12 protein-coding genes, 1 tRNA gene and 1 pseudogene are annotated in these 23557 nt (G+C 66.8%); 5 read left to right on the top strand and 9 right to left on the bottom strand.

Going from position 1 to position 23557, the window contains the following annotated elements; genetic code table 11:
* Positions 1 to 498 precede the first annotated feature (498 nt).
* From gyrB to FLX08_RS18310, 4 genes are all read left to right on the top strand, one after another.
* Entirely contained in the window at positions 499 to 2445 is a 1947-nt protein-coding gene (gene gyrB, locus FLX08_RS18325) for a DNA topoisomerase (ATP-hydrolyzing) subunit B (RefSeq protein ID WP_142620093.1), read from the top strand.
* Between the two features lie 29 nt (positions 2446 to 2474).
* Positions 2475 to 4976 (top strand): DNA gyrase subunit A, encoded by a 2502-nt coding sequence (gene gyrA, locus FLX08_RS18320; RefSeq protein WP_142620092.1) that lies wholly within the window; start codon positions 2475 to 2477, stop codon positions 4974 to 4976.
* Between the two features lie 214 nt (positions 4977 to 5190).
* Positions 5191 to 5919, top strand: coding sequence for a DUF3566 domain-containing protein (locus tag FLX08_RS42150; protein ID WP_244312730.1), 729 nt, complete (start codon positions 5191 to 5193; stop codon positions 5917 to 5919).
* Positions 5920 to 6073: 154 nt separating this feature from the next.
* Positions 6074 to 6150, top strand: a tRNA-Ile gene (locus FLX08_RS18310).
* 435 nt (positions 6151 to 6585) lie between these two features.
* Here FLX08_RS18310 and FLX08_RS18305 read toward each other — a convergent pair.
* The 7 genes and pseudogenes from FLX08_RS18305 to FLX08_RS18275 all read right to left on the bottom strand — a co-directional run bounded on the left by FLX08_RS18305 (position 6586) and on the right by FLX08_RS18275 (position 19231).
* Positions 6586 to 7572: a hypothetical protein gene (locus FLX08_RS18305; RefSeq protein WP_142620091.1), complete on the bottom strand. Its 987-nt coding sequence runs from the start codon at positions 7570 to 7572 to the stop codon at positions 6586 to 6588.
* 23 nt (positions 7573 to 7595) lie between these two features.
* Positions 7596 to 12668: an AAA family ATPase gene (locus tag FLX08_RS18300; RefSeq protein WP_142620090.1), complete on the bottom strand. Its 5073-nt coding sequence runs from the start codon at positions 12666 to 12668 to the stop codon at positions 7596 to 7598.
* Positions 12665 to 14632: a CHAT domain-containing protein gene (locus FLX08_RS18295; protein WP_167530480.1), complete on the bottom strand. Its 1968-nt coding sequence runs from the start codon at positions 14630 to 14632 to the stop codon at positions 12665 to 12667. Before FLX08_RS18295 ends, FLX08_RS18300 begins: the two co-directional genes overlap by 4 nt.
* Positions 14629 to 15762 carry a hypothetical protein gene (locus tag FLX08_RS18290; RefSeq protein ID WP_142620088.1) on the bottom strand — a complete coding sequence of 378 codons (1134 nt, stop codon included), beginning with the start codon at positions 15760 to 15762 and terminating at the stop codon, positions 14629 to 14631. Before FLX08_RS18290 ends, FLX08_RS18295 begins: the two co-directional genes overlap by 4 nt.
* Before the next feature lie 195 nt (positions 15763 to 15957).
* Positions 15958 to 16197, bottom strand: a pseudogene (locus FLX08_RS18285) (transposase); the annotation flags it as partial.
* 35 nt (positions 16198 to 16232) lie between these two features.
* On the bottom strand, positions 16233 to 17486 hold the full coding sequence (locus tag FLX08_RS18280) for an IS701 family transposase (protein WP_142620087.1): 1254 nt from the start codon (positions 17484 to 17486) through the stop codon (positions 16233 to 16235).
* A 332-nt stretch (positions 17487 to 17818) separates the two neighbouring features.
* Positions 17819 to 19231, bottom strand: a complete 1413-nt coding sequence (locus tag FLX08_RS18275; RefSeq protein ID WP_208761524.1) for an IS110 family RNA-guided transposase — start codon at positions 19229 to 19231, stop codon at positions 17819 to 17821.
* Positions 19232 to 19779: 548 nt separating this feature from the next.
* Here FLX08_RS18275 and FLX08_RS18270 point away from each other — a divergent pair.
* A complete protein-coding gene (locus FLX08_RS18270) occupies positions 19780 to 21702 on the top strand; it encodes an ATP-dependent nuclease (protein ID WP_142620086.1) in 1923 nt (640 codons plus the stop codon).
* Positions 21703 to 21812: 110 nt separating this feature from the next.
* On the opposite strand, the gene FLX08_RS18265 is transcribed toward FLX08_RS18270, so the two are convergent.
* Positions 21813 to 22013, bottom strand: coding sequence for a helix-turn-helix transcriptional regulator (locus tag FLX08_RS18265; protein WP_142620085.1), 201 nt, complete (start codon positions 22011 to 22013; stop codon positions 21813 to 21815).
* A gap of 5 nt (positions 22014 to 22018) precedes the next feature.
* Entirely contained in the window at positions 22019 to 23026 is a 1008-nt protein-coding gene (locus FLX08_RS18260) for a DNA-methyltransferase (RefSeq protein WP_142620084.1), read from the bottom strand.
* Positions 23027 to 23557 lie beyond the last annotated feature (531 nt).

Genomic DNA, 23557 nt, shown 5'->3' with positions numbered 1-23557 from the left:
GCGTCCCACGGCCCGCGACGCCCGCCGGACGAACACCGGACGAATGCCGAACCGGCCGCGGCGAACGCCAAGCCCGGTCCGCGGCTCGGCGAACCCATACCGGCTGCGGCGAACGCCAGCCGGTCCGTGACGAAATCCGGGCCGGCCACGCGGCGCCCGCCGGATCGGCCGGTGGAGAGCCGTGAACCGACCCGCGGAGACCCCGAACCGGCCCAAAATCGCGTCTGAGGCTTCGACCCCCATTCCGTGTAGGGGGTGCTCGGAAACATGATCGTCAAGCGACAGGGCATCACAGCCCCCGTGAATGCCACCTCTTGTCTCTCGGACCGGTAGAATGCAAATGGACTCAAGGACACGTCCGGTTTGCGTCACCCCGGTCCCATGGGCCGACATCCCCTGGGTGTGCGCATCGGGGCACTCACGACGGTGACGGGCACGGCAGGGGCAGCCATTCCACGGTGTCGCCCGCCGCGTGTCCGCGGCAGGAGGATTTCGCACTTGTCCTACGACGCTAGCTCTATCACCGTTCTCGAAGGGCTGGAAGCGGTCCGCAAGCGCCCCGGCATGTACATCGGTTCCACCGGTGAGCGCGGGCTGCACCACCTCGTCTACGAGATCGTCGACAACGCGGTCGACGAGGCGCTGGCCGGTTACAACGACCTGATCGAGGTCACCCTGCTCGCCGACGGCGGCGTGCGCGTGATGGACCACGGACGTGGCATTCCCGTGGGCATCGTCGCCGCCGAGGGCAGGCCGGCCGTCGAGGTCGTCTTCACCGTGCTGCACGCCGGCGGCAAGTTCGACAGCAAGTCGTACGCCGTCTCGGGCGGCCTGCACGGCGTGGGCGCCTCGGTCGTCAACGCGCTGTCGTCGCGCCTGGAGGTCGAGGTCCGCACGGACGGCCACGTGTGGCGGCAGAAGTACGTGACGGCCAAGCCGACGGCCCCGCTGGAGAAGGGCGAGCCGACCGACGAGCACGGCACGACCATCAGCTTCTGGCCCGACCCGGCGATCTTCGAGACGACCGCCTGGAACTTCGAGACGCTGGCACGCCGGTTCCAGGAGATGGCCTTCCTCAACAAGGGTCTCAGGATCACGCTGACCGACGAGCGGCCCGACCACATCATCGACGGCGCGCCCAAGGTGGTCACCTACCACTACGAGGGCGGCCTGTCCGACTTCGTCAGGCACCTGAACTCGAAGAAGGAGCCGATCCACAACTCGGTGATCGACTTCGAGGAGCACGGCGACGGCATCTCGGTCGAGATCGCCATGCAGTGGAACGCCTCCTACTCCGAGTCGGTCTACACCTTCGCCAACACGATCAACACGGCCGAGGGCGGCACCCACGAGGAGGGCTTCCGCGCGGCGCTGACCACGATCGTCAACCGGTACGCGCGCGAGCAGAAGTTCCTCAAAGAGGGCAAGGACGACAACCTCAGCGGCGACGACGTCCGCGAGGGCCTGGCCGCGATCATCTCGGTGAAGCTGGCCGACCCCCAGTTCGAGGGCCAGACCAAGACGAAGCTGGGCAACACCGAGGCGAAGTCGTTCGTCCAGAAGGCCTGCAACGACCACCTGCGCGACTGGTTCGAGCGCAACCCGGGCGAGGCCAAGGAGATCATCAACAAGTCGCTCCAGGCGGCCCGCGCCCGCATCGCGGCGCGGCAGGCCCGCGACCTCACCCGGCGCAAGTCGCTGCTGGAGAGCGGCAGCGGCCTTCCCGGCAAGCTGGCCGACTGCCAGTGGTCGGAACCGGAGAAGTGCGAGCTGTTCATCGTCGAGGGCGACTCGGCCGGCGGCTCGGCCAAGGGCGGGCGCGACCCCAAGTTCCAGGCGATCCTCCCGCTCCGCGGCAAGATCCTGAACGTCGAGAAGGCCCGGATCGACAAGGTCCTCAAGAACAACGAGGTCCAGGCGCTCATCACCGCTCTCGGCACCGGCGTCCACGACGAGTTCGACATCTCGAAGCTGCGCTACCACAAGCTGATCCTCATGGCGGACGCCGACGTGGACGGCCAGCACATCACGACCCTGCTGCTGACGCTGCTGTTCCGCTTCATGCGCCCGCTGATCGAGGCCGGGCACGTCTACCTGTCCCAGCCGCCGCTCTACAAGATCAAGTGGGACCGCAAGGGCGAGGACGCGTCGTACGCGTACTCCGACCGGGAGCGGGACGCGATCATCGAGGACGGCGTCGCCCGCGGCCGGCGCGACCCCCGGCTCCACGACGGCGTGCAGCGGTTCAAGGGTCTGGGCGAGATGAACGCCTCCCAGCTGTGGGACACCACGATGAACCCCGACACCCGGGTGCTGCGACAGGTCACCCTCGACGACGCCGCGCAGGCCGACGACCTGTTCAGCGTGCTGATGGGTGAGGACGTCGAGGCCCGCAGGAACTTCATCATCACCAACGCACGCGACGTCCGCTTCCTCGACGTCTGAGCAAGCGTGGCCGACCAGAAGGACTTTTCGTGACGGAAGTGAACACGCCGCCTGGGCCTCCCGCCGATCGCATCGAGCCGGTCGACATCCAGGCCGAGATGCAGCGCAGCTACATGGACTACGCGATGTCCGTCATCGTGTCCCGCGCGCTGCCCGACGTCCGCGACGGCCTCAAGCCCGTGCACCGCCGCGTGCTGTACGCGATGTTCGACGGCGGCTACCGGCCCGACCGCGGCTACTTCAAGTGCTCCCGCGTCGTCGGTGACGTCATGGGCTCCTACCACCCCCACGGCGACACGTCGATCTACGACACCGTCGTACGACTCGCGCAGCCGTGGTCGCTCCGCTACCCGCTCGTCGACGGCCAGGGCAACTTCGGCTCGCCGGGCAACGACCCGGCCGCCGCGATGCGGTACACCGAGTGCCGTCTCGCGCCGATCGCCATGGAGATGCTCCGCGACATCGACAAGGAGACCGTCGACTTCCAGCCCAACTACGACGGGCGGTCGCAGGAGCCGATCGTCCTTCCGTCGCGTTTCCCGAACCTGCTGGTCAACGGATCCGCCGGCATCGCGGTCGGCATGGCGACGAACATCCCGCCGCACAACCTCCGCGAGGTGGGCGAGGCCGTCAAGTGGGCGCTCGACAACCCCGAGGCTACCGACGAGGAACTGCTCGAGGGGCTGCTCGCGCGGGTCAAGGGTCCCGACTTCCCGACCGGCGCGCTGATCGTGGGCCGCCGTGGCATCGAGGACGCCTACCGCACCGGCCGCGGCTCGATCATCATGCGGGCCGTCGTCGAGGTCGAGGAGGACCCGAAGGGACGGCAGTGCCTGGTCGTCACGGCCCTGCCGTACCAGGTGAACCCGGACAACCTCGCGCTGACGATCGCCGAGCTGGTCAGGGACGGCAAGGTCACCGGGATCGCGGACGTCCGTGACGAGACGTCCTCGCGCACCGGCCAGCGGCTCGTGATCGTGCTCAAGCGCGACGCGGTCGCCAAGGTCGTGCTGAACAACCTCTACAAGCACACCCAGCTCCAGACCACGTTCGGCGCGAACATGATCGCGCTGGTGGACGGCGTGCCGCGCACGCTGCGCCTCGACCAGTTCGTCCGGCACTACATCACGCACCAGATCGAGGTCGTGGTCCGGCGGACCCGGTTCCTGCTGCGCAAGGCCGAGGAGCGGGCGCACATCCTGCGCGGTCTGCTCAAGGCGCTCGACCGGCTCGACGACGTCATCGCCCTGATCCGGCGGTCGCCGTCGGCGGCCGAGGCGCAGGGCGGCCTGATGACGCTGCTGGACATCGACCAGGTCCAGGCGCAGGCCATCCTCGACATGCAGCTGCGCAAGCTGGCCGCGCTGGAGCGGCAGCAGATCCAGGACGAGTACGACGGCCTGATGACGCAGATCGCCGACTACCAGGACATCCTGGCCTCCGAGCCCCGCCAGCGCCGGCTCGTGTCGGACGAGCTCGGCGAGATCGTCGCCAGGTATGGCGACGAGCGCAAGACCGAGATCACCGCGTACGAGGGCGACATGTCCATCGAGGACCTGATCGCCGAGGAGGACGTGGTCGTCACGATCACGCGCGGTGGCTACGCCAAGCGGACGAGCACCGACCTCTACCGGGCGCAGCGGCGCGGCGGCAAGGGGGTCAGGGGCGCGCAGCTCCGCCAGGACGACATCGTGGAGCACTTCTTCGTCACCACGACGCACCACTGGCTGCTGGCCTTCACCAACAAGGGCCGGGTCTACCGCTTCAAGGCGTACGAGCTGCCGGACTCGGGCCGGGACGCCCGCGGCCAGCACCTGGCCAACCTGCTCGCCATGCAGCCCGACGAGCACGTGATGGAGATCCTCGACCTGCGGGACTACAACGTCGCGCCCTACCTGGTGCTGGCCACCCGCAGCGGCCTGGTGAAGAAGACGCGGCTGTCCGAATACGATTCGCCGCGATCCGGTGGCCTGATCGCTATCAATCTGCGCGAGGATGACGAGGTGATCGCCGCCCGTCTCGTCTCCGAGGGTGACGACCTGCTGCTCGTGTCCAAGAACGCGCAGTCGATCAGGTTCACGGCCTCGGACGAGGCGCTGCGCCCGATGGGCCGCGCCACCAGCGGTGTGATCGGCATGCGGTTCGTGGACGGCGACGAACTGCTCGCGATGAACGTCATGAGCGACGGCGACGACGTGTTGATCGCGACCGAGGGCGGGTATGCGAAGCGGACACCCGCCGACCAGTACCCGGTGCAGGGCCGGGGCGGCAAGGGCGTACTGACGGCGAAGATCGTCAGCGCTCGTGGCAAGCTGGTCGGAGCCGTCATGGTGCGTCCCGAGGACGAGGTCTTCGCGATCACCTCTGCGGGCGGGGTGATCCGCACCAGCGCCGGCGAGATCAAGCAGTCGGGCCGCCAGACCATGGGCGTCCGCTTGATGAATCTGGCCGAGGGTGACAGCGTTGTGGCCCTCGCTCGCAACGCCGAGTCGTTGGAGACCGAGGAGAACGGGGCAGGAGGCGAGGCATGAGCGAGCGTAGCGGGCGAATCGCTGACCACAGCGCGATTCGCGGATGCGCACCCGAGCCGTCAGATGAGGGCGTGGCATGAGTGACACCGGCGGACCGCGGACACCCGGCGCCAAGAAACCCACGGGCGCCCGCCCGACGTCGTCTTCGAACGGCGTTACCGCACGGGCGCACGATGGCGGTAGCGTCGCCAAGGTGGCTTCCGAAGGAGATGACGTGACCGCCGCCGACAAGGCGAAGGCCGACGACACCATGCGCATCCGGACCTCGGGCGCCGACCAGCCGTGGAAGCGGCAGCCGGGCTCGGACGGCGCGTCCGAGAACGGCCGGTCCGAGAACGGCCGGCCGGACGGCGGCAGGGGCGACGGTGGCGGGGCGACCGCGCAGTACCCCCGGCCCGCAGGCCTCGGTACGTCCACACCCTCTGTGGACAATGGCCGTCCGCCTGTGGACAACGTTCGTCCCTCCGTGGACGGCGGCTCCGTACGCGGCCTGAGCTTCGGGCCGGCCGGCGGAGACCGGCCCGAGCCCGCCAAGAACAAGGACAAGAAGCTCGGCGTACGCCCGCCGCGCAAGGCCCACCTGGTCCTGCGCAGGATCGAGCCGTGGTCGGCGATGAAGTTCAGCTTCGTCGTATCGCTGGTGTGCTTCGTCGTGCTGTTCGTGGCCGTCGCCGTGCTGTACGGCGTGCTGTCGGCGCTCGGCGTCTTCTCCTCGATCACCGACACCGTCAACCAGCTCACCAGCGGCGCCGGTGGCGCCGGGGCCGGCACGATCGACATCGCGAGCTGGTTCGAGCCCGTCCGCATCCTCGGATACGCGGCTCTGCTGGGCGCGCTGAACGTCGTGCTCATCACCGCGCTGTCCACCCTCGGTGCCGTGATCTACAACATCTCCGCGGACCTCGTGGGCGGTGTCGAGGTCACCTTCAGCGAAGCCGAATGACCCGCCGATACGGCAGGCCGCCCACACGAGCGGCCCGCCGTACGGTTGCGCCTCGATGGCACGACCACGGACCCGGACACGGTAAGCTTTTCCTCGTTCGGAACGACGGATTCGCCACCGGATACGGGATGCGGTAACCTTCGTTGCGCGGTGCGGGGCTATAGCTCAGTCGGTTAGAGCGCTTCCCTGATAAGGAAGAGGTCCCAGGTTCAAGTCCTGGTAGCCCCACCACGAAATACCAGCTCAAAGGCCAGTTCCCAAGATCCGGGACCTGGCCTTTTGATCGTTTGACCGTCATCTGACCGTCGCGCTGTCCGTCACTAGCGGGCACCGATGCGTTCAAGTGAGTTTGGCGGGCAACTGAATTACGGGTCAGGGAAGAGCCCAGATCGTAGGTGGCGCCGATTGCGGCCTGACCGCGTTCATCGAGGCGATCCTGTACGGCGGACCTCGACGCCCCACCGTCTTCCTCAGCCGCCAAGCGGGCCGGCGAGCGCGCCAGGGGAGCACGCGGAGGTCGGCGCCGCCCATGAGCTAGGTCAGCTCCTACAGGGCCGGCCCCCTTTGCACCCCTGCCAGACCTTGCGTCGCACCTATTGCATGTGGCCCAGTTACCGTTAGACGGTCTCAGGTGACCATGTCTCCGGGTCGATTGCCGTACCGCACTCAGAAATCGAGGAGGTCATCGAGGGTGACCTCGTCGAGCCGGGGGTCGTCCGGATCGATGAGACGTTCGGCTGCGATCGACTCGATCGTACGCTCCGAGCCCGGTGCGGCTCCTAGCTCCCGGATCGCGTCGATTTCCTGTCGAACCAGTTTGGCGACCCGGAGCTGGTCCCGAGGCGTGAGATCCGCCGAGTCGTAGGCGCGGATGACTGCCTCCTTGGCCCGTGCCTGGAACCTCTCCTCGTCGCCCTCCAGGTACGCGGCTCCCGCGGCTCTGATCAACGCATCCAGCTCCGGAAGACACCAGTCATCCCGCTCCCGGCGGCACTCTACGCGCAGGAGCAGGAAGTCCACTCCGGTGAGCTGGGCGCCGTCGTGATGCAGCTGGCCGTCCCTGACCTCCAGCTCGCCGCTCACCTTCGGCTTCACTACAGCAAGGTGCCCGGGGCGTAGCACGTTCCCGCCCCCGCCGTGAGAGGTCATCGCGTAGTGGACGACCAGTTCTGGCCGGTCTCCGGTCGAGCCGAGAAGGTTGTCGAACCCATCGGAAATCTTGTCCGCGATCGCTGCGGCCGTGGACAACGGAGGTCCCATCAGGGTGGCGAAACCGCTGACCACGTCCATCGCTGTCGCGAGCGGGCCGTCGACGGCTGCCTTGTAGAGCGCGGCCTCGATCTCGACCACGCCTCCGTTGTATGGAAGCAGCGGTGTCACTGGGAAATCCAGTTGCGCGCCCGGCGCCTGCCATGATCCAGGAGGCCTGCTGAAGGCAGAGAAGGGCGTGCTCTCGGATCCCCGCAGCTTCAGGGACATTCCACCCTGGAGCGCAGGGAAGAACTTCTCGGTCCACTCGACCCGTTTGGCCAGGAAACCCTCGACCAGCCAGAGTCGCAGATATCCGTCGCGCGGCGGCAGCGGTTCGCTTTCGGGGCCTTCCAGGAACCGGACCGTGACGTGCTCGGCGTCGTCGTCGAACCACCGGCGCACCCGGTTCCATATCCGGCTTTTGGTCATAACGAGGTCTCCTCCGGAAGGCGTAGGTAAAGGATCACATCGCGGCTCGGCAGGTCCTCGCCGTCGTCGTGCTCATGCTGGGCTATCAGGCGTTTGACCTCGCGTGTCAGGTTGATGATCTGCAGAGGGACAATCGGCGCGCGCAAGGTGAGCATTATTTGCACCACTTGTGCGGCCGTCTCGTCCGGCAGTGGTGGGACGATCAGGATGGCGGTGGCGTCATTTACGTCGACGATCTCCCGAGCCAAGGCAACGAACCCCGTACGCAGCTTGCCCAACGGCCGAGGCGGGCCGTCGACCGGATCGGCCATCAGGAAGAAGACGCCCGTACGGTCGGCAGGCGCCGGTCGCAGCAGGTTCTGCCGACTGGAGGAGGAACCGCCGTCGCGGTCGGCGATGCGGATGTGCCAGCCGGCGGCCGTCCTCACGGGCGTGCCCACGCAGCAGGAATCCGGCAGGAGACGTCCGTCCAGTCCTCGTTCGGTACGTGCCAACTGCTCGGGCCCGTAATAGTGGATCCCCTCGAAGCTCCCATGTGGCCAGGGCCCTCCTGGTTGCCAGCGGAAGGCGACCAGCCTGCGCCGGTCCTGGGCCGCGAGGCCCGCCCACTGTTCCCAGGGGGCAAGATCCTGATCATGGGAAACCTGCACCGCCACGAGCCGTGCCCGCGGTTCGCCTCGGATGGCCTCACGGAGCCTTGCCTCATCCAGTTCGCGGCCCGGTGGAACGACGACGATCGGCTCGTGCGCCCACGACGTCGCAAGGGTGGCGGTGCCGGTGCGTATCGGCAGCGCTCCCCGCAAGTGAAGCTCCGGCGACGACGACTGGACCGTCGGGAACGGATACTCCTCGATCGCCCTGCGCCTGTCCTGCCATGGGGGCCTCAGCGGGCCGTGTGAATCGACGTACGCTTGCCCTCCGGCACGGATCACCGCCAGCGAGGAGAGGATTCCGGCCTGCTCGGCATATGGTGCGCACTGGCCCGCGCGCAACAGCCGGGCGGCCTGCCTCAGCAGCAGGCTCCCCTGGTGCGGATCCCGCATCGCCAAAGACTCGCCTACGTACAGGAACGCCCTGCCACGCTCGCCGTCGGCGAAGGACATCGGGCGGCCTAACCGGAGCATCAACTCCGGATCACACACGAATCCCTTGAAACGGGGCGGCCGCCCCAGCATCTCGCTGATGTCCGCCGCGGACTCCGCCGGCGCGATGCCCGGCTCTGCCTCGGGTAACGCATGGTGAGGGAGACTCTCGTTCGGGTCAGCGCACTGATAGAAGCCATGGAAGCTACCTGCATCCTGCACCTTCGCAGGGCGTGCTCCCTCCACGAGGGTGAGGACCAACCAGGCCTCGGCACGTACGCGAGGCGATCCCGACAGCGCGACCCGGCGGATGGACGGGAACAGCTCGGTCGTCCGGTTCCTGCGGCAGAGCCGAAGCAGCATGAGCTGGCACTCGTCGACAGTGTCCGGGTCGTCCGCCGTCTGGACCGCCGCCTCAATGCGGTCGCGGAGCAGATCGGCGGCCCGTTCAGGTTGGCCGAGAACGTCCCAGCACTCGGCGAGCTGGACGATGAGAGGCCGAATCCTATGGTGTATCCACCGGATCGGCCACCGCCCGGGGACGTACCGCTCCGATTGCTCCACGATGGTGAGCAGCCGCACGTCCACCATGCCCTGGGCGAGCAGCAGCCGCAGGCCGACCGATGCCATCCGCTCGGCGTCGATGTCGCCGAGCCTCGGCAGGACCCCGGAGATCTTCTCGTGGATCGCCTCCTCATCGGTCCATACCTTTCCCGCCATCCAGGCGGCGAAGAGCCGGACCGTCCACACGTTCGCGTCGAGGTCCCGCGGTGGCAGCCAGTCACGGCAACCGCGGCTGTACGTGGCGGAGCCCTCCGGTGCCAGATCGTACTCGGCCGCGGCCTGGTACTTGCCGGCGAGTATGTATCGGATGACCTGCAGTGAGTTCTGGACGGGGTCTCCGGGCGGGCGGCGTCCCACCTCGTCGCGGGCCAGCAGCCATGCCTCGTCGGCCGCGAGGATCGCGTCCGGCGGGGCCGCGTCGCCGAACCGGTCCAGCACTTGGTCCGGCGACTCTTCGGTGGAACCGGCCGTTATCCTGCCCAGCGCCGCCCGTGCCGCCAGCACCAGCCGCTGCTCCGGCGACGGGTGCCGGGTTGCGCTGTTGCCTACTGCCTGCCACAGACGCAACAGATCCGTGCGCTGCCCGAGGTGCAGGTGCGCCGCCGCCTGGGTGGCGAGAATGGCGGCGCGGATGGTCGCGTCTTCCTCGTGGGCGCGCAGTGCCTCCGCCGCTAGAGCGCGGGGCGCCACCTGGGAGGCCCAGCCCCACGCCCCCTCCGCCACGATCCGGCTCTCAAGCACCGCCCACAGGTCGGCCGCCTCCTCGACAGGCAGGAGCCGTACGGCGATCTCCACCGTCTCCACCGGAAGATCGATAAGATTCGCCTGCACCAGCAGGGTGGCGGCAGTGCGGCCGATCTTCTCTCGGTCCACCGGGTACCGGCCGGCCATTGCAACGTGCAGTCGTGGAAGCAGGTTCTCGTCGATCTCGACGACACGTGGGCGCCCCTCAGGTGTCCAGGACACCACGCGTACCCACTCCTGTGCCGCGAGCTGGTCAAATGCGGGGCCGCCCATTGTCAGCTCGCCGAGTTCCCGGTCAAACCTGCCGAGCTCCGCTGCCACTCCAAGCACGGCCTTGAGGCCGGTCGACGGCAATCGGCCGATGATGCGCTGCTCGACGTACGGGTCGCGCCCCAGCCGTTCGAGCGCGGACGGCTCGAGGGACGGGTCGGTCAGCACCCATGAAGCGTAGGCAGCCAGATCGAAAGGGTTGTGCCGGTTTCCTTGCCTGGAACGGGCGAGCAGCACTTCGGCCCATCGGGCGGGCACGCGGCGCACCTTCAGGTAGTCCTCGGCCTCCGCCGGTGTGAAGCCGCCTACCTCAACCACCCGCACGAAAGGCCGGGCTTCGAGCAGGGGACCCCCGGTGGCGAGATTCGGGGTCGGCGGCTCCACCAGCCACCTCCGCCCGGCCAGAACGACCCGCAGGGCGGGAGCCGCCGCGTGCAGAGAGGACAGGATCTGGAAGGTGCGCCTCAACGCCGGGGCGCTGGCTCCAGGCAGGTAAAGTTTGGCCAGCTCCTCACAAGTGTCCAGCACGAGCAGGATCGGGCGCTTCGGGTTCCGCAGCGCGGCGGCGAAGGCTTCGACGGTCTGGGCGAGCAGCTCCTCGACCAGTGCGGCGTCGCTACGTTCCCGCGCGCACTCCTCGTGTAGGCGGTCGGCCGCGTCGACGAATTCCCGGTAAAGGGCCTCGTCGTCGCGTGTGGCGAGGTACGGCAGCAACTCCTGCCCCAGGGCGAGCAGCAACTCCGCAGGCCGGTCCTCCGGGTAACGGGGATCGAGGTGGTCGAAGTCGACCCTGGCGACGAGCGGCGCGAGAAGACCGCGATCGGCGGCGAAGCGACCGGAGGCGAGGTAGCGGATCACCATGGTTTTGCCGACCCCGCCCATTCCGAGCAGATGCAGCGTCCAATGGACGTCGTCGTTGAACAGGGCCGCGATCTCCTTTTCGATCAGCGGCCGTCTCACATAGTGCTGGAGGTGGTGGGCGTCGTCCTGCTGCCGGTAAAAGAGGTCGACGCGCCACCGGGCCCGCCGGGCCGCACCGGCCAGGGATCCCGCCGCCACCGTGCCCACGGCCTCGGCGCATGCGATCAGCTGCGCCGTGGCAGCGAAGTCCCCCTCGGACGCCCGTTCGTCAACCGCCTTTACCAAGCTCATCCCCGATTGGTCGTGACGGTGCGTCCGTGTGACCGATAGCCAGAGCGGGTTGGTGACAAAGGGGGCGATGATCTCGGGATCGACGGGGAAGCCGCGAAGGTGTTCGGCCAGCTCAGCGCGCACCCTGTCCCGAACCCAGAACGTGCCGAGGGCCTGCTGCTGCTCGATGACGCCGGCGTCCTCGAGTTCGCCCAGGGGAGCGGTCCCAGGGCGAGGGAACGCGCACACCGCCCAGGCCGTACCGCCGTGGGACTCCATGCGTTGCACTTCCTCGCCGGTGAGGGGATCCACGACTCCGACAGTGCCATTACTGGAGGACCACGCGACCAGGGTCCGGCCGCCGAGGGGGAGCACGCAGACCCCGTACACACCGCCGTGAGTGTGCCGCTTCTCTTGAACGACGATGCCAGTGTCGGGGTCCCAGATCAGGATCCGGCCGTCGTCGCCTCCGGATGCCAGCAGAGTTCGGGGTCCGAGGGGCACGGCGCACACATCGCGGGCCGGACCGCGGTGACTGCTGTGGTGGGACAGCTGCTCCCCGCTCACAGGATTCCATATGCGAACGTGGCCGTCGTCCCCCGCGGTGGCCAGCAGCGTCCGGCCGCCCAATGAAAAGGAGCCCACCTGCCACACTGGACCGATGTGGCTGCCGAGTCGGTGGAGTTCTTCGCCGGTGGCGGGGTCCCAGAGCCGTACGGTCGCGTCGGCGGAAGCGGTGGCCAGCAGCGTCCGGCCGTCCAGCGGAAAGGAGCAAAGCCCCCGAACCGTCCGAGTGTCGCCCTTCAGCCGACGTAGTTCCTCCCCCGTGGTGGGGTCCCAGAGCCGCACGGACTCGTTGAAGGAAGCGGTGGCCAGCAGCGTCCGGTCGTCCAACGGAAAGGAGCAAAGCCGCCACACCGCGCGGGTGCGGCCGTCGAGACGGCGCAGTTCCTCCCCCGTGGCGGCGTTCCAGATCCGGACCATGCGGTTGTCGCCAGCCGAGGCCAACAGGATGCCATCATCCGACGGAATCGCCTCAACGCTCCGCACCGCGTACGCCCGCTCGTTGAGGCGGCGCAGTTCGGCGCCGGTGGCAGCACCCCAGACGCGTACTGTGCCGTCATGGGAAGCGGTGGCGAGTAGTGGCAGCGAGGGGAGCACCCGCCTCGCGAGGTCCCTGGTCCACTCGGGAAGCAGCGCGAGCACCGCCAGCAGGTCGCGGTCGAACCGGTCGAACCGTCCGTCGGGGGAGTCGCCTGGAAGCCGGAGCGCGCTCATTGACGCCTGCTCACGTAGGCGTCCCAGGCGGCCGCGTCGTCGTCCTCTGTGAGTCGGCCGTAGTTCTTGTGTAACTTTGCGATCCCGTAGAGGCCCCCGTCTACCTCTGTGGGCCTGCCCTGGAGGGCCTCGAAGGCCCAGTCCTCCAGCTTCACGCCCCTCTTCGCGACGTACACCATGCGATGGTCCTCCTTCCAGGGATGCAACAGCACCCACTGGAACTCCAGGGCCGCTTCCGCACTGGACAGCCGGGTGAGCTCGGGAAACGCGTACCCCGGCCCTCTGTGCGTTTCGAGGAAGCTTTTCAGCATTCGCCCGTTTGCGTCGTTCAGTGATCCGGTGGCGACCACTGGCACGGGGCACGTTCTCGTGCCGAGCCCGGTGGTCTCCACCATCGCAAGTAGGTCGCGCAGTACTCGCCACTCGTGGATGTTCTCGGCAAGGACCGCAACCCGCGTACTGGGTCCGAACGGGTCACCCGCCCCGGACAGTACATGAGTGAATCGTTCCAGGTCCTTGGCGAGCCGCCTCCGGGCCACATCTGTGTCCAGCGGCTGCGTGCCATCCCTGAACTCGGCCAGCCCCTCTTCCAGCGGATCGCGCAGCAGGTGCAGCCCCGTCAGTGGTAGATCAAGGAAGTCGGCAACGCGGTAGGCCTGACGGAAGATCTGGTAGATGAGCTGTCTCAGGTCGTCCGGAGGCCTGCTCCAGAAACCTCCCGACTTGTACGGCCCGAGCATGAGCGGCAGGTGCCCGGCTCGCAGGAGACGCAAGCCGATCTCGCGCAGTAGCCGTGTGCCGCCCTCACCCTTGATGGAGCCCGAGGTCCAGGACACCACCATGCCCAGCCGCTCTGCCGGGACGGGGCTGAATAGGTGATCCGTGACGCGGAGGATGTCGCCGCGCCCGATGAACACCGGCGGTTTGTGTAGCTCCAGGAAGCGGGTGAGTTCGTTGATCCGCTGCCCTGGCTCCGGATCGACCAGGCGGAAGCCAGGCTCGACGGAAGGCGCCATGAAGATCGTCGGAAAGGCCCAGTCCAGCCCCTCCTCGCACTCGCTGTGCAGGAGCGCGGCGTGCCGTCCTTCGGCGGCGGCCCGGCTGATCGGAAGCCCTAAGTGAACGGCCTCGGTGAACCGGCGCACAAACAGGCGGCACGCCTTCTCGCTGACATCGCCAGACATCGCCACGACGATCGGAATGCCGTCTGTGACCAATTCCGCGGCCAGCGGCAAATAGCTGCCGGGCTGCCCGCTACGGCAGGAGCTCAACACGAGCAGTTTTGGCACCGAGCCGAATGCCTTGCCAAGGTGGGTGGCGCCATACGCCCTGTCTTTGAGCCTGACGACCGGGTTCCCCTCCACGTCCACGTCGCCGTGGGCCACCAAGTGCACAAGGTCGGGCTTGAAGTCGGAGCACACACGTTCTAGGTCGTCGAGGCGCGCTCCTTGCAGGACACGGGTAACACAGGAGCCCTCATGGGCAAATCCCTTCAGCAGCCCTACGAACATTGCGCCGGGTCGGATCACGGCGTCAGTGAGGGACGCGCCGATGGCGAACAGAAGGCGTGGCGGATGCCTGACGGTGACGGGCGCCGCCGTTTGCGAGGTAATCAGCCGGGTGTAGGCGACCAGCCGGCAGGCGTCGGCAGAGAGGGGCTTGCCGTCATCACCGCACATGGCTTCCCACACCTCGCCGTGCAAGAAGAAGCGGTCGAAGGCCAGCGCCAGTTCGATCTCCGGACCGAGCTCACGGATCGTCGGCCAAGACTCGGCCAGCAGGGCACGGTAAAGCCACCTGCCGTATGCAACCATGTCTCCCGGGCAAGGCGCATCCGACAGCAGTCGGGCGAGAACCTCCGTCGGCTTGTCGTCTAGCCGCAGTTGGTACGGAGGCACCAGTTGTTGGTCCCCGTGCTTCACTGTCACCGTCGTTTCGGTGACCTCCACGGTCACGCGGATCATCCAACCAACTCCCGGGCCAACCGTTCGGCCAGCTCGTCCACTTCGGGGGGTGGCAAGGAGGGACCGAGGACCCCGGGAGGCCCGCATTCTGGAAGGATCCGCACCAAGTTCTCCTGAACTATTGCCTGATCTCCGTGCCTCGCCGCGACCACGGAGGCGCTGACAATGAGCCGGGCTGTCTCCCGTCTGCTCAGCCGGGATACCGCTGGGTCTGGCTTGGTGAGAGCCGTCGCCCACGCGGCTATCTGCTGCGCGCTCAACCGCTCGCCGGTAACCTCCCGCAACGGCCTGCCCTGCACCGGGATCGATAGGAGCGCGTCCGCCATTGGGTCGCCGTCGCCGCGATCCATGGCCTCGATCAGGGCCACTCGTACGTCCCACGGCGGGTACCGCGCCGACGGTCTGGTCATGCCGTACTGCAATTCCTCCACTGCCCAGCGCGCCGAGGACCCGACCATGAGCACGGAGTAAGCGTCCGCGAACAACTCCAGGCCCCAGCCCGTCCAGCGCGTGTCGTCCTCGTCCGCGATCCGCCGGATCGCCTCCCGGGTGGCCCGTTCCAGTCCGAGGTCTTTCTGTACATGGTGGCCCGTCTCATGCGCGACGATGACCAGCCACCAGGCTTCTTCGACAGCGCAGTCAGGCAGGGCTATCGTCGGGACCGGCAGTTGCCGGATGTACTTCGCGGCTGGCCCGTCGGCCGGTGCCCTCAGGTCCTCCGGCACAGAGACACGAGGGGTGGACATCCCATCGAAGCGGATGTCCACGTACGGCAGCGGACCCACGGGAGCGGCCCTACCCAGCGCGGCGAACGGCTCGGTCCAGCAACTGCGAACTACCTCGTCCGCAGCGCGCAGCAGACGACCGAGCCGGTCGAGACGGCGCTGGTCGTACTTGTCGGCATACCAAGTGAAGATCCGCCGGACGGTCAGTAGGCTGCGGTCGAGCTTTCGGCACCGCTCGTACGCCTCAGGAGCCAGCATGGTCTTGGCGGTGTCTAATTCCGCGTCGAGAGCATGCAGCATTCTGGTCAGCACGCGGCGCAGGATCGTGAAATGCGCGGTGAACCGGGCGAACTGCGGGTCGCTCTCGTGATCGTCCAGCCAGGCGCCGATCTCCTGCCGGAGCACGGAGCACGAGCGTGAGGACCGCGCGACGCGCTCACGTACCCGTTCTGCACTTAAATCAGCGCTCATAGTGCGATTATGGGGTTTGCTTCCCTCCTGGCGGCTGGTAATTCGCAGATCACTCTGTGATACCTGGCGGTCTGGGCCTACGTGGCTCTACATGAAGGGCAGGTGAGGTTCAAATCCCCATGTCAGAGAGGCCAGCAACCGGGCCCAGGTGCCGTCCTGGTCCCAGCGCTTGCACCGCTCGTAACAGGTCTGCCAGGGGCCGTACCGCTCGGGGATGTCACGCCACGGCGCGCCGGTTCGCAGCCGCCACAAGGTGCCGTCGATGACCTGCCGGTGATCGCGCCACGGACGGCCCTTGCCGTCCGTGGCGGGCAGTAACGGCTCAATCCGCTGCCAGGCCTTATTGGTCAGCTCACTACGTCTCACCACGAACGATCATCTAATACTCCAGCCGTAGTTCCTGATCATGGCTCATAAAGAGCTTGCCGCCGGTAATGGCTGGCCCGAGCGCGGGCTTGATGGCGTCGCCGCCAGCGGGACCATTGGAGTAGGTCGGTCATGCTGTGGGCGGTCTGGACGAGCATCCGGACGAGCAGACGCCGGGTCTCGCCGAGCGTCATTGGGGCCAGTTCGTGTTCGGCCGGCTGGTCGGCTCGTTGGTGGGCGGTGACCGCGGCGAGGAAGGCGTGGGCGAGCATGGCCAGGGTGGTCCACCGGTACCAGGACGTCCACCGGCGGACTTGATGCTCGTCGAGGCCGGTCAGGCCCTTGCCGGTCTGGAAGGACTCCTCGATGGTCCAGCGACGCCCCGCGACCATGACCAGGACCGCCAGCGGGACCGGGACGGGGGCGTAGCAGCGGTAGAAGGCCAGCTCACTGGTGCGCCGGTTCCGGCGGATCAACAACCAGTGCCGGCCTGGCCGCTCACGGTCGATCTCGACGAGGGCCCAGTCGTAGTAGCGATACCCCTTGGCACCCGTGCCGGCCGACAACCGCTGCCAGGACGCCTGCGCCACCAAGAAGATCACCTGGTCGGCTCTGCAGGCTCCCGCTCCGGTGGTCACCCGGTGGCTGGAGGCGACCGCGAGCACGTACCCGACCTTGCGGGCTTCCAGCTCCGCGCGCAGGTGCGGGCTTTGGCCGTAAACCTCATCACCGGTCACCCACCTCGCCTCGACCTCGGCGTCCAGAGCACGGGCGACCATCCGCGTCGCCAGTTCGCCCTTGGTGGCGAACTGGCGGTCCTGCGGTACTCCCGCCCGCCCGCACCTGTCGGCGTCGCCGGTCCATGCCTGAGGCAGGTACAGCTCCCGGTCGATGAAGGCGTGCCCGGCCGGGGTGGAGTAGGCGAGGAAGACCGCGACCTGGCTGTTTTCGATCCGTCCGGCAGTGCCGGTGTACTGGCGCTGCACGCCGACCGTGCCGGTGCCCTTCTTCAGGTCGCCGGTCTCGTCCACCACCAGCACTGCGCCATCGTGCCCGAGGTGCTCCACCACATAACCGCGCAGGTCGTCGCGGACAGCGTCGGCGTCCCATACCGCCCGTGACAGCAGGTGCTGCATCCCGTCCGGTGTGCGGTCTCCGGCGTGTTCGGCCAGCGTCCAGCAGTTCTTACGCGGTAACTCCGACAGCAGCCCGCCCAGCAGGGCTCGGACACGCCGCCGTGGCTCCACCCGGGAGAACCTGTTGCCGATCCGGTCGGTGAGCTCATCGAACATCGCCTGCCACCGCGAGGCCGCTACGCTATCGCCTGCGGCCACCGCCCGATCTTTGATTGTCAGCACAACACTCGATGATCGCGGTGGCCGTTCCCATCTCTGCCACCAGCCCACGCGCAAGATCGCCATCTACGGCTGGAGTACTAACCGCATCAGCTACGAGCATTTGTCAGACGGGCTCTAGGAGCAAATGGAGTGATCCGCCGAGTTTTGAGTTCCTAACGGAAGTCAAGCCGATCATGAGCTTGGGTGTGGGGGCAGGGTGATTGGCGCGGCGGCCTGCTGTCGTCGTGTGGAGGGTGAGCGGTCAGAAGCGTGAGGCGGCTCGGCGGTCAGGTGGGTGTTCGCTGGGTAGCGTTGGGTGTGGACGGGCCGGCTGCCGGAGCATCGCTGGGTGACTCCTGATCGCGTCGGCTCGTTCCTTGCTTGAGCCGCTTGCTGACGCGTTTGGGCCGGTTCTTGGCGCGGTCGGCGTCGGTGACGGTGTAGTGCTCGGCGCAGATTGTGCGGCCCTGCTCGGGGGTGATCGGCGTGCCGTCGACATCGCGCAGTTGGTAAGGGGTGCGCGTGCGCCAGCAGGCGGCCAGCCGGGTGACGAGGGTGGCGGCCAGGGTGCACACGGCGGAGTTGTGGTGCTTGCCCTGGGTGACGACGAGCCGGTGGTAGCGGGCGGCGAGGGTGGGGTCGGTTTTGCGGGCGCGGTCGGCTGCGTTGAACAGTGCCTCGCGCAGGGCGGGGTCGCCGGCTTTGGTGGGTGGCCCGTGCCGGGAGCTGGTGCCGGATTCGTCCAGGCTGGGGGTTAGGCCGGTGAAGGCGCGCACGCCGGCCAGGTTGTCGAAGCGGTCGGGGTTGCCCAGCGCGCCCAGCACGGCGGCGGCGGAGATGGTGGCCATGCCCGGTCCTGAGGCGATCAGACCGGCGGGGTCGGCCTCGGAGTACAGCACGCCGATGCGGGAGTCGAGGGTGGCGATTTCCTCCGACAGGTGCAGGGCCAGGCGGGCTTCGGCGGCCAGGTCCTCGGCGAGTTCAGCGAAGTTGAGCCCACTGGCGGCCCAAAAGGCGATCGTGGTGTCGGCGGCGGCCAGGATGGCGGTGGCGTGGCCCTCGCGCCAGGCGCCGCGGCTGGCACGGATGAGCAGGGCGGTGAGCCGCTTGTGGCCCAGGCGGCGCAGGGCGGCGGGGTCGGCGCCGGTGCGTTCTAGCACGGTCAGCGCGGCTTTGGAGTAGTCTCCCTGGCCCAGCACGTCCGCCCATTGCGGGCCGTAGATCTCCAGGAGAGCGTCGATGCGCTGGGCGGTGGCGGTGCGGCGTTTGACCAGCGATCGGCGGCGGCGGGTGGCTCGGCGTAAGGGATCGGCCGGGCCGAGTTCGCCGGTGCTTGACAGGCGTAGTCCTTCGGGGTGCAGCAGCGGGATGCGGGCCAGGATCCGGGCGTCCAGCCGGTCGTTCTTGGTGTGCTTGTGGTAGTACCTGCGCAGATCGGCGGACTGTTCAGGGGTGACCATCGCGATCTTCGCGCCTTTGGCGGCGAACCAGGCGGCCAGCGGGATCCAGGCGTTGCGGGTGGGTTCCATCACCACCAGGACTTCGGCGGCCTGTTGCGGCAGGCTGGCCCACAGCTCCTCCAGATCCTTCACCGTGGTGCGGAATCTGCGGCCGGAGAAGAGGAATTCGCCGGCCTCGTTCGCGCAGGCCACCTGGTGCGCCGCCCGGCAGGCGACATCGATACCCAGTCGGAGTTTCACAGCATCCCCTCTTTGTGGCGATGGTGACGACGGTGCGCGTGGGAGCCTCGCCTGTACGAGCGTGGACGCATGTTCCGCAAAGTGATCGAGTGTTTGCCCTGACATTCGGTAGTAGCGGTTCGTCGCCGGACGCCGCAGGTGAGCGACGAGGAGAGGCGACCGCGAGTTCCCAACAGGGATGCACATGCGCCGGGTAGATCCGTCCAGCCGGACGATCAAAAGACAGGAGTCCCCGGCCCTGAGGTCAGGGCTGCCAGTCGGTACGGAAGCCGTACTGGAAGGACCCACCCGGACACCCTACGAAACCGCCAAGATGCACCGGCAGCTCCACGAGCGAGGCTAAATGTCGGTAGCCAGGAGTAGGCTTTCGGCCACGTGAAAACTCCGGGGTGCGTCGCTCGCGGCGGCAGGCACACTGGAGCCTTCCCCATCCCTACTTGAACGATGCCCCAGCTAGCATCAGGGCACGTGGTCTCCTTCAGACAGCTGTTCCACGTTGCCAAACTGGGGCGTATCCCGGTCCTTCCGCGTAACTCAAGGAGGAGTACGTGCAGCTGATCGGTGCCCACATTACCAATTACCGCTCGGTGGAAGATTCCGGGCGCTTTACTATCGAGCCGGATGTTACCTGTTTAGTCGGCAAGAACGAGTCGGGTAAGACGGCGGTCCTGCAATCTATCTATCGCTGCAATCCAGTGGAGTCGTCCAAGAGGTTCGACGAGGTCGTTGACTTTCCGGCCCGGTTAACGAGCAAACGCAAGCAGTGGAAGGCTGACGAGCGAATCCCTGTCGTCCAGCTAACCTTCCGCTTCGACGATGGCGAGATCGAAAAGATCGAAGAGGATCTCGGCGTAGGGGTGCTTGAAAGTCCAGAGTTCACGGTTACGGCCGGCTACCGCAATGAGGCGCGAACCTTTGACCTAAAAATCAACGAGGGAGTAGTCGTCGAACATCTGCGCAAGCCGCTTGATTTACCCTCGGCAGGTGCTGCCGCAGTGGGAGCCGCGACGACGATTCCTGAGTTGCTGGCCGCGTTAGAGAACTTAGAGGATGCGACCTCGGGGTCTTCGGCCATCGTTCAACGAATCCGCGACTGGCGCAGGTCCAGTCTCATGCTACATATCGTCGATCAATACGCCAGTGCATGGATGCCGAGATTTGTCTATTTTGACGACTATGATATCATGTGCGGGAAGGTATCTATCCCTGACCTAATTCGTCGTCGCGACGCTGATTCTCTATCACGTCGAGACCGCGCGCTCCTCAGTCTCCTCAATATGGCCAGCGTCGACCTTAGAGACTTCCAGACCACGGACAGGCATGAGCGCCTGATTCGGGAGCTGGAGAACTCGAGCAATGTCATCTCTGATGAGGTCTTTGAGTACTGGTCTCAGAATGATCAGCTTGAAGTGCAGCTTGAGATCCTGCAGCCGGAGCAGGACGCCCAACCGCCCCTGAACGAGGGACCGATCCTGCAGGTGCGCGTTCTGAATCGTCGACACCGCGCCTCAGTCCCCTTCGATGAGCGGTCCCGGGGCTTTGTCTGGTTCTTCTCATTTCTCGCATACTTTACCGAGCTTGAGGAGGCTGCTGAGCAGGACCTGATTCTGTTGCTCGATGAACCAGGCCTGTCTCTCCACGGGCGCGCGCAGGAAGACCTCCTCCGCCTAATCGATGAGCGCCTCGCTCCTAAACATCAGGTGCTCTACACCACCCACTCGCCGTTCCTAGTCTCGGCTGACCACCTGCATCGAGTGCGCACGGTCATCGATCAGGACAAGGTCGGCACGAAGGTGTCAGCGGAAATCTTCAAGGCCGACGAAGACACTATCTTCCCGCTACTCACTGCTATGGGCATCGAGATGACCCAGACGATGTTCATCGGGGAGCACAACCTTCTGTTGGAAGGGCCGAGCGATCTCATCTACCTCGATGTGCTCACTGACGTGGTCGAGAGTACTGGCGGTGCGGGGCTAGATCCGCACTGGGTAAAGATCCCTGTCGGCGGAGCAGGCAAACTGTCGACCTTTGTCAGTCTGTTGGGTGCGAATCGACTCAACATCGCGGTCCTAGCCGACTCTAGCACTAAGGATGTCGGCGCGATTAGGCGATTACGTGACAATGGTCAGCTTAGAGCTAATGGCCTGATCCAAGTCAGCGAGTTCGTTGGCACGGGAGATGCCGATATCGAAGACCTCTTCGAGACTGACTTTTATCTTGAGCTGGTCAATAAGGCCTACAGCAAAGAACTTTCTTCGCGCATCACGTCCGCGGATCTCAACCCCCGTGACCCTCGTATCGTGAGGCAGATCGAGGGCTACTTCCAGCAGCACGGCCTTGGGAAATTCAACCACTACAAACCCGCAGCTCTCCTACTGCGCGAGCAGGCAGCTCTGCTACAGAAGATCAGCTCGGTGACGGTCTCTCGTGCGACACAGCTCTTTGCCCGTCTGAATAGTCTTCTCACCTGATACCTCTCAGGAGGGCTGGGGCCTGGGTGAAGGTCCCTTCGATGGGCCCCGACCGGCGGGATGCCCTTCAGCCTCAGCCCGCCGGTCCCGTGGCTCGTACTATCTATTCCTCAGTCCTCTACTCGCAGAGAAAGGATGCGAAGGAGCTCTATCGTGGGTACCCGGAAGGTGTCCCCAGCATGGATGACGGAGCAGGGGAACTCGCCGCGTTTGACGAGGCGGTAGGCGGTGTTGCGGCTGAGGCCGAGGGCGCGGGCGGCGGTCAGCAGAGGGACGACGGCAGGGAGGGCAAGTACCTCCTCGATGGTCATGGGCGTCACTCCGCCTCCCCTCCTCTCTCCGCTCCGGCAGCCAGCAGGCGTGCTTTGGCGAGCGCGCAGTAGTCCGCGTTGAGTTCGATGCCGATGAACTGCCGGCCGAGTTGCCGGGCGGCAAGGGAAGTCGTTGCCACTCCGGCAAACGGGTCCAGGACGGTGCCGCCGGGGCGGCAGCCGGCGGCAATGGCTCGGAGCGGGATGTCGATCGGGAACGGGGCGTAGTGGGCGCCCCGGTAGGGCCTGGTCGAGATGGTCCAGACGTCGCCGGGGTTGCGGCCGTTCGGATTGGCCGCATCATGGGCTCGGCCGGTGGGGCGGATAACCGTGCCGTGCTGTGCGCCGGCTGACTCCGCCAGGTTGTACTTGCGGACCGGCGGCCAGGGCGTCTGGATGGCGTTGCGCTTCATCTCGCCGCGCCGAGAACGGCGAGACAGCGAGCGGTCGCCGGTGTACTGCTCGCGGATGGCGTCGAGATCGAACCAGTAGAAGCGCTGCTTGACGAGCAGGAAGATCAGCTCGTAGCGGGTGGAGAGTCGGTCCAGGACCGACTGCGGCATGGCGTTGGGTTTGGACCAGACGATCGCGTTGCGCAGGATCCAGCCGTCCCGCTGGAGGGCGAAGGCGACCCGCCAGGGCATGCCGAGCAGGTTCTTGGGCGGCACGACACGACGGGAGCGGGGCCGTACGACCGGCTGCCGCTGGTTGTAGTCGGCGCCACGGGCGTAGCCGTCGGAGTCGGCGGCGTAGACGTCGCCGAGGTTGAGCCAGCAGGTGCCGTCGTTGGCCAGCACTCGCCGGGCCTCCGCGAACGTGGCGCGGAGGTTCTCCACGTACTCGTCGGGCGTCGACTCCTGGCCGTACTCCTCGGGACAGTAGTCGCGAAGCCCGTAGCTGGGCGGGCTGGTCACCAGGCAGTCCATGGACCGGTCGGGCATCTCGGAGAGCACCTCGCGCGCGTCGCCGAGGTACAGGGTGGAGTGGTCGTCTCGCCAGTACGGAGCCCTCATCGCGCCTCCTCCTGCATGGAGAGAGCCTTCGCGAGAGGGAGCCACCCGGCCGAGGCCGGCTGGCGGTTGACCTGTAGCCAGGTCGTGCTCGTTACTTCCATTTCTGTTCCGGGGCGGAACTCAGATACGCGCTTCGAGTGCAGCAGCGGCCTCCGGCACCGCTCCGGCGTGAGCCGTCAGACCTGGTGAGAGCACCTGCGTACCTCTGGCGTCGCCCTGGCGGATGCCTCTTGAAATGCCGCACCACCAAACGCCAGAGGCGTGCCAGAGGTCCTCGGGGATTAGCGCCGGAGCCGCGCCAGAGGCCCCTCCTACAACCGGGTTCGACGAAGCGAAATCCCTCTCGCCGTGGAGAACCCGATGAGCACGAACCCATCCGACACCGCCGGCCCGGACCGGTCACCCCTGGACATCGCCGAGCGCGCCTTCCGAATGCTCGCCTGCGCGCCCAGCAGCCTCGCCGTCGACGGCAGGGAGGTCGGGCACGGCCTCCCCCGCCGGCGAATGTCGCTGATCGAGCTGCGGGATGTG

It is taken from the genome of Microbispora hainanensis, from assembly GCF_006874475.1.
Classification (GTDB): domain Bacteria; phylum Actinomycetota; class Actinomycetes; order Streptosporangiales; family Streptosporangiaceae; genus Microbispora; species Microbispora hainanensis.
This window is presented reverse-complemented; position numbering and strand designations above follow the sequence as displayed.

Bases quoted from the DNA above. Each gene is read 5' to 3' on its own strand.
- FLX08_RS18300 (WP_142620090.1), bottom strand. From the start codon at position 12,668: ATGAGCGCGCTCCGGCTTCCAGGCGACTCCCCCGACGGACGGTTCGAC.
- FLX08_RS18295 (WP_167530480.1), bottom strand. From the start codon at position 14,632: ATGATCCGCGTGACCGTGGAGGTCACCGAAACGACGGTGACAGTGAAG.
- FLX08_RS18280 (WP_142620087.1), bottom strand. From the start codon at position 17,486: ATGTTCGATGAGCTCACCGACCGGATCGGCAACAGGTTCTCCCGGGTG.
- FLX08_RS18265 (WP_142620085.1), bottom strand. From the start codon at position 22,013: ATGACCATCGAGGAGGTACTTGCCCTCCCTGCCGTCGTCCCTCTGCTG.
- FLX08_RS18260 (WP_142620084.1), bottom strand. From the start codon at position 23,026: ATGAGGGCTCCGTACTGGCGAGACGACCACTCCACCCTGTACCTCGGC.